Source organism: Sorangium sp. So ce1335 (assembly GCF_051521615.1).
In the GTDB taxonomy this organism is placed as follows: domain Bacteria; phylum Myxococcota_A; class Polyangia; order Polyangiales; family Polyangiaceae; genus Sorangium.
On record NZ_CP150363.1, the window covers coordinates 4,556,067 to 4,569,593 of the forward strand.

General features: G+C 71.6%; 8 protein-coding genes and 1 pseudogene. 5 read left to right on the top strand and 4 right to left on the bottom strand.

Annotated features, from left to right (window positions below; genetic code table 11):
* Nucleotides 1–762: 762 nt before the first annotated feature.
* Genes WMF24_RS16665 through WMF24_RS16675 form a run of 3 tightly spaced genes read right to left on the bottom strand, consistent with a single transcriptional unit; the run spans nucleotide 763 to nucleotide 4,744 of the window.
* The gene (locus tag WMF24_RS16665) at nucleotides 763–2,112 is read right to left on the bottom strand and encodes an AAA family ATPase (protein ID WP_437737394.1); all 1,350 of its coding nucleotides are present in this window, start codon (nucleotides 2,110–2,112) and stop codon (nucleotides 763–765) included.
* Complete coding sequence (locus WMF24_RS16670; RefSeq protein WP_437737395.1) at nucleotides 2,109–3,542, bottom strand: hypothetical protein; 1,434 nt, start codon at nucleotides 3,540–3,542, stop codon at nucleotides 2,109–2,111. Before WMF24_RS16670 ends, WMF24_RS16665 begins: the two co-directional genes overlap by 4 nt.
* A complete protein-coding gene (locus WMF24_RS16675) occupies nucleotides 3,539–4,744 on the bottom strand; it encodes a hypothetical protein (protein WP_437737396.1) in 1,206 nt (401 codons plus the stop codon). Before WMF24_RS16675 ends, WMF24_RS16670 begins: the two co-directional genes overlap by 4 nt.
* A gap of 539 nt (nucleotides 4,745–5,283) precedes the next feature.
* Here WMF24_RS16675 and WMF24_RS16680 point away from each other — a divergent pair.
* Both WMF24_RS16680 and WMF24_RS16685 read left to right on the top strand, forming a co-directional pair.
* Nucleotides 5,284–7,584 carry an McrB family protein gene (locus tag WMF24_RS16680; RefSeq protein WP_437737397.1) on the top strand — a complete coding sequence of 767 codons (2,301 nt, stop codon included), beginning with the start codon at nucleotides 5,284–5,286 and terminating at the stop codon, nucleotides 7,582–7,584.
* Nucleotides 7,581–9,167 carry a DUF2357 domain-containing protein gene (locus WMF24_RS16685; RefSeq protein WP_437737398.1) on the top strand — a complete coding sequence of 529 codons (1,587 nt, stop codon included), beginning with the start codon at nucleotides 7,581–7,583 and terminating at the stop codon, nucleotides 9,165–9,167. The genes WMF24_RS16680 and WMF24_RS16685 overlap by 4 nt, the downstream gene beginning before the upstream one ends.
* 121 nt (nucleotides 9,168–9,288) lie before the next feature.
* On the opposite strand, the gene WMF24_RS16690 is transcribed toward WMF24_RS16685, so the two are convergent.
* Complete coding sequence (locus WMF24_RS16690) at nucleotides 9,289–10,224, bottom strand: LysR family transcriptional regulator (protein WP_437737399.1); 936 nt, start codon at nucleotides 10,222–10,224, stop codon at nucleotides 9,289–9,291.
* Nucleotides 10,225–10,379: 155 nt separating this feature from the next.
* Between WMF24_RS16690 and WMF24_RS16695 the strand changes: the two are divergent.
* The 3 genes and pseudogenes from WMF24_RS16695 (at nucleotide 10,380) to WMF24_RS16705 (ending at nucleotide 13,352) form a co-directional block, all read left to right on the top strand.
* Nucleotides 10,380–11,214 (top strand): annotated as a pseudogene (locus tag WMF24_RS16695) (SDR family NAD(P)-dependent oxidoreductase).
* Between the two features lie 29 nt (nucleotides 11,215–11,243).
* Nucleotides 11,244–12,302: an SMP-30/gluconolactonase/LRE family protein gene (locus WMF24_RS16700; protein WP_437737400.1), complete on the top strand. Its 1,059-nt coding sequence runs from the start codon at nucleotides 11,244–11,246 to the stop codon at nucleotides 12,300–12,302.
* Nucleotides 12,303–12,518: 216 nt separating this feature from the next.
* On the top strand, nucleotides 12,519–13,352 hold the full coding sequence (locus WMF24_RS16705; RefSeq protein WP_437737401.1) for a cyclase family protein: 834 nt from the start codon (nucleotides 12,519–12,521) through the stop codon (nucleotides 13,350–13,352).
* The last annotated feature ends 175 nt before the right edge of the window (nucleotides 13,353–13,527 follow it).

Sequence of the window (13,527 nt, forward strand, 5' to 3'; positions counted from 1 at the left end):
CGTGTGGAGGCGACTCCGGCGCTGCCGCAGCTGCTGGTGGTGGTTTCAGAGTGAGATGGCTCACCCGTCCATCCGGCATGAACGTCGCCCCGCGCACGAGCAGAATCTTGTCGCGGCGCGCATGCTTCACAGGCTCATCCGCGTCCACGCCCACGCCCACCCCCGCGGCACCGCGCCCTGGAGGACCAACCGAGGGAGCTCGCCGCGTTCCTGCTGGCGCCGTACGTCGAGATGGCCGACGATGTGGCGAGGTCCCGCCGGAAGGCCCCCGCCAGGAAGCCCGAGGCCGTCCCGGCGCCCCCGTTCGGGGTCACCGGGACGCCATGAACCCATCCGGGTGAGGTGGCGCGTCCACGCGGGAGATGGGTGGCACCCATCTCCCGGTGGACGTGGGTCCAAGAAAAGATGGATCGCACCCGTCTCCGCGATGGACGCGGGGCCAAGAAAAGATGGGTGGCACCCGTCTCCCGGTGGACGTGGGTCCAAGAAAAGATGGGTGGCACCCATCTCCGCGATGGAGAGGGCACCTTCCGGCCCGGCGAGGCCCTGGCAAGGCCGGCTCGCAGGGTCGGAATTTGTAAACAGACTCACATGGCGTCGCCTGTCGCGCTCCCATCGGGGACGCCGCCGACTCCCAGGCCACGACGATCGCGCCACGCGCGACGCGGATCCTACCAATTCCCCCGCGTGCGCGTCCACGGACAGGCGGGCGGCGTGGCGGATCCGCCGGAGCGCTCGTGGGCGTCAGAGACATACAGCCGATCAGCGCGCGTCGATCCGATGCGCTTCGAGCTGGTGGAATACGGCCTCGTGCACGTACCAGCCGTCGAGCGCGGGGTTCACGTCCCAGCCGACATAGGACGGTGTGGCCGGCGGGATGCCCTGCACCAGCTCGCGGTCGGCTGCGCGACCCACGACGATGCAAGCGTGGCGGTGCCGCGTGAGCATCACGCAGAGGCGACCTGGGTCCAGGTGGAACTCGTCCACCTCCGTCAGGCCCGCCAAGGGGTGCCAGGCGAACACGACCTCGAACGTGAGGCCCTGCAGCTTGTTCGCGGTGTCGACACGGACTCCATCCAGGCCGGCGGCGGACAGCTCGGCCCGGAGCAGGTCCTTCTGATCGTTGTGGCTCACCGCGATCGCGACATCGGCCTGCCCGAGGCCGCGGGCGCGCTTCGTCGCCTCGCATTTCACGGTCGGGGACCGCGCGAAGAGGCGAGCGACGAGCCGAACCAGGAGCGATGCGGTCGCAGGATCGGCCGTGACGACCGCGCTGCTCGGCAGCTCGACGTGGGCCCATCCCGACCTGGCGGCCCGCTCGAGCGCAGCATCCTCCACCGCGCTTGACCGGCGCCCGGGCGCCGCCTGGAGGTCCATGCGCCGCACGCCGGGCAGCACGGCGGCCTCGAACCGATGATCCGGGTAGAACGCGCAGGCCACGGGGACGGCGCGCGGGTCGAGGCGCCGCGTGATCGGCAACCGATGCACCGGCGTCGAGGGGTGGTTCCGCCGCACGACCTCCACCGCCGTGAGCAGGGGATCCTCGCGGAGGCCGCGCCATCGATCCGCGCCGGGCGCGGTCGTGAACGGCGCGAGCTGTCCGCTGTCGCCCATCAGCAGGTGGCGAGGCGCGAGGTCTCCGACGAGGTAATAGTGCACGGCGTTCGCCTGGTACGCCTCGTCGATCAGGAGGACGTCGACCGGCGTGAGATCCCCTCGCGCGTGGGCGTCTCCGAGCTTGTTGAGCGTGCCGATGAGGATCTTGTCCGAGCTCGTGTCGCGGGCCTTGCGCTCGACCACGTTCGCTCGCCGGTGCTCCGCTGGCAGGCTGACGGAGCTCGCCGGCACGAACGCGATCGTCTCCTTCGGCATGCGCTCCGCGATGGCGGACACGAGCGCGAACGCCTGGTCGTTCGTCGGCGTCGCCACCGCGACCCGCAGGCCCGCCTTGCGCACGGCCTGCACGGCCGTCCCGATCGCATACGACTTCCCCGCGCCCGCCGGGGCAGCCCCGACGACCGCGGTGTTCGCGGGCGCCGTGAGCACCGCCTTGATCGCGGCGTCGACCGTGGTCTGCGCCTGCTCGACGACGGCCTCGTTGTACGCGCTCATTCCCACCTCCCGTCGTCGGTCGCGCCGTCGAGCGGGGGCGGCGCCGCGTCGAGATCAGGATCCCGGTGAGTCCACGGCGCCTTGTCGGGCAATATGAAGAAGCCATTGCGGCTCAGGTTGTGAACCGAGAAGATAGCTGTCTCGCCCTTCTTCGGGAGCTCCTGCTCGGAGCCGGTCTCGAGCCGCAGCGTCACGATCGACGTGCCTCCCTTGGCGGCGTGCCGCACGTCGGTGATCACGTACTCCCGCTTCTCCGCCGTCCGGGTCCACCAGAGCTCCTTCCCGACGGGGAGCGCGCAGCGCTCGGCCGTCTCGAGCTCGACCAGCGGCCGCCTAACTCGATTCTTCGGGCCCTGTTCGTAGTGCTCGCCGTCGACGCGCCGCACGGTGCCCACGAGACCCTGGGTTGCGAGGAGGGTCGGGATCATCCGCAGCGGGTCGTCGATGGCTTCCTCCGCCGTGAGCAGCCGCTGCGCCTCCTCCGCCGCGCGCAGCGTCCGTGCCGCCTGTGCGCTCGTCTGGCGTGTCCTGTACGGCAGTCCCTTCGTGACGACCCAGTCGATATGCCGATCCAGCGCGTCGACATCCTCGTTCCACCGCCGCTCGACGTGAGCGGCCTCCGGATAGCCCCTCTCGCGGTCGAGGCAGCGCCAGAGGAGGGGCCACCCGCGATCGACGAGCGCGCTGTAATGCGCCTCGATGGGCTTCCGGAGCCGGGCGACGACCTTCTCCTCCGTCCGCCGCCCCCGCTCCGCGTTGAACGCCGACAGCAGGACGTCCACCTCCGCGTCGTCTCCGGCGGCGGGCATGGGCCCGATCTCGAGTTGCTCGGCGTCCCGCGCCGCCTCGTGCGCGCCCTTGCCGCGCGGAGGGTCGATCGCCGCGTCGAGGGCCGGGAGGTGCTGCACCTCGAGACCCGACAGCTCCGTGACCCAGTGGGACGAGAGCAGCTCGGTCAGCACCACCACGAGCTGCTGACCCGGGTAGCGCGCCCGGTCGGCGAGGAACCGAAGGTGGCGTCCGAACCGCACGAGCTCGGGATCGGCGGGCAGCGCGCCCGTCGTCGGCAGGTACGCGAGGCGCCGGCCGAGTCGGGCGAGCAGCGCGAGCGTCGCTCGGTTCGCGACGACGACCTGCGGCGGCTCGTCGCGCCCGGTCCCCTCGAACCAGGCGTTGAACTCGCGCGCGACGATCGTGAGCGCGCGGAACGCGAGCTCGCGGTCGCGGGGCTCGCCGGGGACGGCGAGCTTCCGGTCCTTCGGACCGAACCCCCACGCGACGGCCGCGGCGGTGAACGGCTCCGCGCCGAGCTGGTACAGGAGCATGCCGAGCGGGCGGCTGGTGAGGTGCCGGTGCCGGACGGCCGCCGAGCGCTGCGCGCGCCGGAGGCGCCGCGCATCCGCGACGAGCAGGGCTTGCAGGTAGCTCATCGGCGCGCTCCTCGCGCGGGCGCGGGCGCCGCCGCTGGGGGCCCCAGGCGGTCGCGCAGCCGGGCTGCGCGCACGAGCTGCTCGGCCACCGCCGCTTCCTCCGCCGCTGCCGGCGCGCCGCGGCTGAGCTCCGCGGCGCGATCCAGGGAGGCGATGCCGGGCAAGAGCCGAACGACGTTCCCACCCACCCGGCTCGGCGCGCCGGCCTCGTGAGCGCGCTCGCGGCAGAACCGAGAGAGCCCGCAGGATGCGAGGCACCCCGGCCGGTACTCGGTGCCTACGACGTCGGCGATCTTCGCGAGGGCATCGAGCCGCGCTGCTTCATCGCCGGTCGCCGCAGCCGCGAACGCCGGCGTGCCCGCCGGGATCGACGCCGCGACCTCGTGGGCCGCGGGCGCTCGGTCGAGGATGCGCGCGGCGCGATCGACCTCGCGACCGACTGGCTTCACGCACATTGTCGGCTGCAGACCCGTGTTCTTCGCGGTGATGAGGAGCGCGTCGGTGGAGACGATCTCCGGCTTGCCGCCCATGCGCTCCACGAGCTCTCGGAGCAAGAGAATGTAGATGGATACCTGCGAGACGGCCGCGCCCAGCTTGTCGGGATCGGCCTGGCCGTCCACCGTCGGGAACGACTTGATCTCGCCGACGTGGACGGGCTGCTCGAACCGCGCGGCGACCGCGTCCGCCTCGAAATGCGCGACCGAGCCCCCGACCTCCCTCTGGAACACGGCTCCGTCGATGAGGTTCGGCGCGGACTTCGCGCCGGTCATGATGCTCTTCACGAGCTCGGCCGTCGTCTTGGCGCGCTCCTCCAGACCCGCCTTGCTGCGCGGCTGCCCCTCCCGGAGGTTCGCGACCTTCGCGCCCGCCGTGTCGTAACCGAGGTTCTCCTGGAGCAACGCCAGGAGCGGCGCGTGCCCGTCCCGCCGCAGCAGCTCCTCGAAGCGGTTCCCGCGGCGGAAGCCGAAGGGCGACTGGCCGAAGGGCGCCGCGAGGCGCGTGCCCTGGAGCAGCTGGTCGAAGTCCACGCGGGCCGCGAAGCCAGCCGCCGCGAGGTTGCAGCTGCTGGTCGCTGCATACCGCGCGAGCTCGCGGACGTTCGCTCGCCGGCGCGGCGCGCCCCTTCCCGCGAGCGATTCCAGCCGATCGGCGGCTGCCTTCCTCTTCGAGGGCACGGGGCGCTTAACTGGCATCGGATCCATCAGACAACCTCCTTACGAGCACGTCCCGGCCAGCGGGCACGACGGCCGACCGGCGCGGCATCCGCGCGCGCCCGGATGATCAGCAGTCCCGTCGGCGGTGGCCGTGCGCCTCCTCCAACAGCTTCTCGCCCTCGAGTAGTTGATACGCACTGAGGGTCTTTCCGCAATGCCTTCTCGACCTTCGCGCGCAGTGAGCTGGCGGCAGGTGGGAAACTCCCCGCGCTTATCCTACCGACGCATCCTCGCCAGACGGAGCCCTGGCCGTCTCGCGGCCTCGGTCATCGATGCTCAGATCAGCCGCTTGGTCGTTGGTGACGAGGTGGCATGAGGCTGGTGCAGACGAATCTTGATCGGACCCGCGGCATGATCGTAATGTCGACTATTTGCATGACGATCTGGTCCCTGACGAGATGCTCGACGCGGTCCTCGCGGTGCAGGTCACGAGCGCATGGGCAGGCGACGACAAGCGCCAGCGTCTCGGACACGTCCGGGATCTTGCGTGACCTCTCCACGGTCCGCTACCGTCGCGGCGCATCCTCATGCTGACCGACGAACAGCTCACCATCGTCTGGAAGGGCTTCACCCCACCTGCCGGGTGGGCGAGGTGGCAAAAAGACTACCTCGACTTCCTCTCCTGGGTGCGCAACGCCTCCGAGTCCGAGCTGCGCACCGAGGCAGCGCAGAGGAAGCTCTGGAACGCCCGCGCGATCACCCCCGCCGGCTACGGCGACGCCATCAACATCGACGCGCTCCTCGCCGACCCCGAGTTCGTGGACGCCATCGTCGGCCTCCGTGGGCGCGCCTGGCCGTCCGATGTCGCCGCCCGGGCAGCTGCGATCCACGGCGAGTACGAGCGTCTCCTCGGCATGGCCGTGGCGCGCCAGGTCAAGCCCAGGCCGCACGCCAAGCTCCAGCGGCTGGTCGGCGCGCTCGTGCCAGCCGAGCTGAGCTGCGTGCTCACCTACGATGCCGTTCGGAGTATCGCGAAGCTCCTCCTGGGGGACGCGAGCGATCCCCCGATCGTGGCCCAAGTGAAGATGCGCGCGCGGCTCCGGGCCGTGCTCGGGGAGGAGAAGTCCCTGCCCGAGCACGTGCAGCGCTCGACCTTCTGCTGGTGGCTTTACGAGAACTACGATCAGCTGGCGGCTGGGCAGATGCCGCCCTGGAAAGGCGACGCGCCCGCCGACGGCGCAGCGAAGCCCCCGCCCGAGGACAAGCTGCCTCCGCTCGTCGTCTGGCCCTTCGCCAAGCAGTACGTGGGCTATCTCGCGGTTCGCAACTTCGCCGGCGCCTACCGCGCCGTGGTGCAAGCGGCGCTCCCGGGGCTCTCGCAAGACGACCTCGTGGGCGTGCTTCAGGCGAGCGGGAGCTTCGACAAGGTCCCGACGCCGACGCTGCGCCAGCTCATCATCCGCGCCAAGGGCCTCGGGTTCATCGAGCAGCGCGACGGCCTGCTCCACGCCACGAAGGACGGCGACGAGCTGCTGGGCAGCGGGCAACCGGACATCCTCATCGAGCGCTTCCTCGAGCGCGTTTTCGGCTTCGCCCACCTCCTCCGGTACGTCGACGAGCACCGAGGGGCGACGGACGCGGCCGTTGTCGAGGCCCTGCAGAAGCTCTATCCCACCTGGACCACCGCGGGGGTTCCCAACGACCTCCGGAACTGGAGCCTCTATCTCGGCTTGCTCGAGCGCGACGAGAACGGCGGCCTCCACCTCACGGGGTATGGCGCCGCCTGGGCCGCCCGGCTTCCGAAGGAGCTCCCGAAGCCTCCGCCCGAGGAGATCTTCGATACAAACCCGCCCGAAGACACGAACACCGCCTCATCGAGGGAGATCCCGTATCCCGCCTTCGACGCGATCCTCGCGCGCTTCAAGTCCGATCCGGAGATCGCCGACTTCGTCTTCGACGATCGCCAGCTCGCCAGCCTCCACGCCGCATGGCGCAGCAATCCACGCAAGCGCTTCGTGCTCCTCTCCGGCCTCTCGGGCACCGGCAAGACGGCTGTCACGCTCTGCTACTCGCGCGCGGTCTGCGACCTGATGGGGCTCGCCCCCGGCGCACACCGGGAGATCGTGCCCGTCTCGCCCGACTGGCGGGACCCGTCGGGGCTGCTCGGCTATTTCAACGCCCTGCACGCCAACCCCACGTTTCAGGCCGAGCCGGCGCTCCGCCTCATCCTGCGCGCCGCCGCCGACCCGGGGCGCCCCTATTTCCTCATCCTCGACGAGATGAACCTCGCCCGCGTCGAGCGCTATTTCGCGCCGTTCCTCTCGGCCATGGAGACGGGCAAGGAGCTCGTGCTCCACGCCAACGGCGCCGAGGTCAACGACGTCCCACCGCGCGTCCCGTGGCCGACGAACCTCCACATCGCGGGCACCGTCAACATGGACGAGACGACCCATCCGTTCAGCGACAAGGTGCTGGACCGGGCCTTCACGCTCGAGTTCTGGGACGTGGATCTCAAGCGCTTCTTCGAGCGCGCCGCGGCCAGGAGCCAGGGCAAGCGGCTCCCGGACGTGGAGGCGACGCTGCTCGAGCTGCACGACGCCATGCGCGCGGTCCGCCGTCACTTCGGCTACCGCACGGCCGGCGAGGTGCTCGCGTTCATGCACGCCGTCCCGGAGCTGGGCGGCGCGGCGCAGGAGACGTTCCTCGATCAGGCCGTGTTCTCGAAGGTGCTGCCGCGCCTGCGCGGCGAGGATACGCCAGCGTTTAAGGGCGCGCTCGAGACGCTCCTGGGGATCTGCAAACGCCGCGGCCTCACTCTGTGCGAGGCCAAGCTCGGGAGCATGATGGAGCTGCTCAAGCGCACGGGCGTGACCCGGTTCTGGGCATGAGCCTACAAGTCCGCGACGCGGACGGCCTGGACCAGCACCTCGTCGACGGCGTCCTGCACCTCGAAGAGGCGAGGACCTACCACGTCGACGCGCCTCCTGGCGCCGGCGCGCCGCGGGCGTGGCTCGGGCCGCTGGAGCTGCCCTGGAGCCAGGAGCGCGGGGCGTTCACGCTCGAGGTGGGCCACTGGGTCGGCTCGGCCGTGCTCAAGGTGGCGCACGGCGCCCAGGAGACGGAGGTCGCCGTCCAGGTGGCCCCGCGCAACGAGAAGCTCTCCGACGGGGCATGGCTCGCGCTCCTCGCCGACCTGGAGGCCTGGTCGCCGGGCCTGGCCATCGGCCTCGAGGGCGGTGGCGTCGGCGCCGTCCAGTCGGAGGGCACGACGGCGACGGTCCTCGCCACTGCGCTGCTGCCGCTGGTGCCAGCGCTCGTCCGCGCCGTTCAGGCCATCGCCGCGGCGCCGCGGGAGCTCGCGACGTCCACGCGCGAGGACGTGCCGCTGCGCGCCGTGCGTCGCGCGGACCGGGAGACGCTCCATTGGCTGGCGAGGCACCCGGCGGCCGCGCGCGCGGTGGATCCCTGGTTGGCAGCGCGCGCGGGCGAGCAGGACCCGTACGTGCCGCAGGACACGACGCGCGAGACGGTCGATCACCCGGTGAACCGCTATGTTGCCTGGCTCGTCGGGCGGGTCGCCCGCGTGCTCGGCGAGCTGAGCGCCGTGCTCGACGACGCCGCGGCGAAGGGACGCCTGCAGCCGGACACGGCGCAATGGTGCCGTGCGCGAGCTCGCGCGGCCCGAGGCGCGGCGGACGAGCTGTCGACCATGCTGCGCCGGACGTTCCTCGGGTCGCTGACGCCCATGCCCGCCACCGAGGCCGCGCTCCTCGCGGTGCAGGACGATCCCGTCTACGCCCGCGCCCACGCGCTGGCTCGGCCCTTTCTATGGCCGCGATTCCGCCTGCGCGAGTCGCTGGGTGGCGGTGAAGCCCCGGTGCGCCCGAGCTTCGAGCTCTACGAGCTGTGGACGTTGCTCGCCGTGCAGCGAGCGCTCGCCGGCGTCCTCGACGGGTGGACGTGGACCTGGAAGCAGGGGACGGGGAACGAGCTGCTCGCCGGCTTCGGGGCGGGGGCGGCGTTCACCGCGAGACATCCGAAGGACGGGGCGCGGATCGAGATCCACTACAACATGACGTTTCGCGGATACCTCGCCCGGGGGACGTCGGATCGATACAGCATCTCCCGTGAGCGCCGACCCGACATTGTGATCTCGTTCGAGTCACCCGATGGGCCGCGTTCGTGGATCTGCCTGGACGCCAAGTACCGGGTACGGCGGGATGCGCTCGCGGATTCCTTCACCTCGCTTCACCTCTACTGCGATGCGCTGCGGTGGGAGACGTTCGGCGGCCCATGCCGCGGCGGGCTGCTCCTCGTTCCAGCGATCGAGCCGGAATGTCAGCCCTGGTTCGCCGACGAGTTCCGCGAGCGGTTCGGAATCGGCGCCAGGCGGCTGACGCCGGGGGAGCCGCCGGACCTCGCCTTGGCGAACGTCATCCTCGCCATGGTGGGTAGACCTGCCGGAGCGTGAACGGTTCGGGGTGGCAGACCGCCCGCCAGGACGTAGCCTTTGCCCTCACACGGTGCGGGCGCGCGGCGTCACCGGCCTGCCGCGTAAAGAGAGCGCTAATGCCTTTGACCTCGGGGCTGCCTCATCGTCGGTGCTCTACGGCCCGCTCCCACGGCGTGCCCGCATAACGCTCTGCGAGGAACGAGACGAACGCCTTCACCTTCGACGGGACGAGGCGCCCCGGCGGATGTACGGCGAAGATGCCCGTATCGGGTACCGACCAGTCGTCGAGCAGCCGGACGAGCCGCCCGGCGCGCAGGTCCTCCGCGATCAGGAACGTGGCCAGCACGGTGACGCCAGAGCCCCCCACCGCGGCCAGCCGCAGCGCCTCGGCGTTGTCCGCGACGAGCGCCGGGCGGCCGCGCGCCTGCACCTGCTCCTTGCCCCGCTGGAGCGTCCACTGCGCTCCCTCCGCGGAGAAGCTGAAGTAGAGGCACGCGTGCTGGGCCAGGTCCTCGGGCTTCGTCACGTGCTTCCGGCCGCGGAGGTACGACGGGGCCGCGCAGAGGATGCGACGGTTCGTGGCGAGCCGGCGGACCACGAGGCTTGAGTCCGTCAAGGCGCCGATCCGGATGGCGACATCGAAGCCCTCCTGGACCAGGTCCACGTAGCGGTCCGTGAACGAGCACTCCAGCCCGATGCGCGGGTAACGGCGCAGGAAGTCCGGCAGCAGCGGAGCCACCTGGGACTGCCCGAACAGGTTGGGCACCGCCACGCGCAGCCTGCCCCGCGGCTCGGCGGCCAGGCCAGAGACGAGCGCATCGGCGTCCTCGACGCGGGTGAGCACGTCCGTGCACCGCTCCAGGTAGAGCGCCCCGGCCTCCGTGAGCGACACGCGGCGGGTGGTGCGCCTGAGGAGCGCCGTGCCCAGCGCGGCCTCCAGCCGGGCGACGCGCCGGCTCAACGCGGAGGCGCTGATGCCGAGCTCCTGCGCCGCGACCGCGAAGCTCAAGGCCCGCGCCACGGCGGTGAAGCAGAGCATGTCCTCCAGCCGATCCCGCACCGCCGCTCGATCCATGCGCCTCCCGATCGTTGCACGCGGCGCAAGAGTCTAGTGCAGCGCCCCGCGATGATGAGGCGCAACGCGCGGGTTACGAGTGCCACCACGCACCGGGGACGCGACGGCCATCCGGGCCACGCGCGTCCCCCTTCACTTCGGGAGCTCGACACACCATGGCGGATACGAGTGTCTCCACGACATTTGGGGGGAAGGTCGCCCTTGTCACGGGGGCCGGGAGCGGAATAGGCGCGCGCCGCGGCCGTGACGTTCGCGCGCGCGGGGGCCGCGGTCGTCCTCGCCGGGCGGCGGCGGGCGGAGCTCGAGTCGGTCGCCGCGGAGGTGGAAGCCGCCGGCGCGCGGGCGCTCGCCGTGCCCACGGACGTCTCGAAGGTCGAGGAGGTCGAGCGGCTCGTGCGGGCGACGCTCGAGCGCTTCGATCGGCTGGACGCGGCCTTCAACAACGCGGGGGTAGAGGGCGCCTTCGCCCCCATTCACGAGCTCGCGCCCGAGGACTTCGATCACACCTTCAACATCAATGTTCGAGGCGTGTGGCTGTGCATGAAGTACGAAATGGACGCCATGCTGCGCTCGGGCCGCGGCGGGGCCATCGTCAACAACTCTTCATGGCTCGCGCACGGCGCCCTCCCGGGGGCGTCCATCTACTCGGCGAGCAAGGCGGCGCTCGACGGGATGATCCGCGCGGTCGCGCTGGAGGGAATGGCCCGGGGCGTGCGCGTCAACAACGTCAACCCCGGCATCATCGACACGCCCATGCTGCGCCGCCTCCTGACGGATGAGGCGCTCGGGCCCTTGCTTGCGCACTCGCCTGCGCGCCGGCTCGGCAGCCCGGAGGAGGTGGCCGACGTGGTGCTCTGGTTGTGCTCCGACGGGGCGCGCTTCGTCACCGGACAGAACATCCTCGTCGACGGCGCATACGCCATCGCTGGCCACCGTCCCTCGGGCGCTCAAGCGGCCACGTCCACCCCCGGCGCGGCGTCGGACCGATGAGCCGCCTTCACCCGGGTACGACCCGCTTCATGCGCACGCTGCTCCTCCTCGGAGCCCTCCTCGGGCTCCTCTTCGCCGTCGCCCGGCTGTTCGGCGCGCGCAAGGGGGAGGCCCCCGGCCCCTTCCGGATCGCGATCGCGCCCCTCTCCCAGGCGAAGGCTCACCGCGAGCGCGTGCCCCTGCCCGCGGGCTTCACGTTCCCGAACGGCATCGCCCACGCGGAGGATGGGACGCTCTTCGTCGGCTCGATCGCGAGCGGCCGCATCCTGCGCCAGGCCCCGGGGCGCGAATGGTCGGCGCTGTTTCCCGGCTCCGAGGAGATCTTCGCCGCCACCAGCCTTCGCCTGGATGCGCCACGCGGGCTCCTGTGGGGCACGTCTCCTGACGTCATGGGCTTGCTGCGCCCGGATGGCTCGCTGGGGCGGCGCGCTCCGCGCCTCTTCGCGCTGGATGCGCGCACCGGCGCGGTGCGGCGGGTCGTCCGCCTGCCGGAGGGGGCCATGCCCAACGACATCGCCATCGCACCGGACGGCGGGCTGTATGTAACGGACAGCGCCCGGGCCTCGGTGCTCTACCTGCGTCCCGGAGGTGAGCGATGGGAGACGTACGTGTCCGACGCGCGCTTCAAGGCCGAGGGGGCAGGGATGGCCAGCGTCGGACCGGCCGGCATCGCCCTCTCGCCGGACGGGCGGGCGCTGGCCATCAACACCTACGGACCCGGGCGGCTCTTCCTCGTGCGCGCGGGTGCGGCGGGCGCGGCCCCCGCCGTGAGCGAGGTCCCGCTGTCGCGCCGGCTGGAGAACCCGGACGGGATGCGCTTCGCGCCCGACGGACCGCTCCTCGTGCTGGAGGGGGCGACGAGCAGCGGCGACGGGCGCGTCGTCCGCATCGACGTGCTCGGGGCGGCACCCGGGCCCAGGGCCATCGAGGTGCTCGCCTCCGGATTGGAGTCCCCCGTCAACCTCACGGTGGAAGCGAATGGCCGGGGTTGGATCACCGAGGCACGCCTGCGTGACCGGCTGCTGCGGGGCGCCGCAGCGAAGGAGCCGGGCGCCTTCTGGGTGACGTCGATGGTCGTCGGAACGTGAGAGCGGGTCGGGTGAGCGGGCTGCTCAGGAGCGCGGAGCTCCACATGCGGCGATGACGAAGCAGGTGCCACGCTGATCGCGCGGGCGGACGCTTCGCGCGAGGGCGCGCGCCCCGCGGTTCGCGGTGGCAGGCGCCCCGCCGGGGCGTAGCCTTGGCCCTCACACGGCGCGGGGGCGCGGCGTCCAGGGCCTCCCGTCGGGATCCGGGAGGGAACCATGGCACGTGCGATGTTCAGTGCGCTCTTCACCGCAGGGATGCTCGCGATCGGGTGCGCCGCCGGCAACGAGGCCGCGACGCCCAGGGCGGCATCGACCCAGGGCGCGGTGCGCCTGCCCGAGGGGGCGAGGCTCGTGGATCTCACGTACCCCTTTGACGGCAAGACGATCTACTGGCCAACAGCCGCTACCGGCTTCGTGCTGAATCAGGTCCACCACGGACCCACCGAGGCTGGCTTCTTCTACGCGGCGAACGACTTCTGCGCGCCAGAGCACGGCGGCACGCACCTCGACGCGCCCATCCACTTCGCCGAGGGCAAGAGCACCGCCGAGGCCGTGCCGATGTCGCGCCTCGTCGGGCCGGCCGCCGTCGTCGACGTGTCGACAGCCGCTGCCAGGGACGTCGATTACCGCGTGACGAGGGCCGATATCGAGGCGTTCGAGCGGGAGCACGGCGCCATCGCGCCCGGGACGATCGTGCTGATCCGCACCGGGTGGGGGAGCCGCTGGCCCGATCGGAAGCGCTACCTCGGCGACGACAGGCCCGGCGACGCGTCGAACCTGCACTTCCCCGGCATCGGCGAGGACGCCGCGCGCGCCCTCGTCGCGCGGAAGGTGGCCTCGGTCGGCATCGACACGGCGAGCATCGACAACGGGCCGTCGAGAGACTTCATCGCGCACCGGGTGCTCCTCGGCGCCGACATCCCCGCCTTCGAGAACGTCGCCTCGCTCGACGCGCTGCCAGCGCGCGGCGCGCTCGTGTTCGCGCTGCCCATGAAGATCCGCGGCGGCTCGGGCGGCCCGCTCCGGATCATCGCCGTGCTCCCGCCGTAGCGCCGGCCTGGCTGGCGCGCTGCCCCCTCCGCGGAAGCTCCAGAAGCTTGCCGCAGAGCCCGGCTCCGCGCGCACGGCGCTCCACCGGGGCCCGGGGTATCGCAGCTCGGGTCGCCGGTCCTGCCCGGGGCCGACTGGCGGTCACACTTCGTCGCTGGTGTTTCGCGGTTCCGCT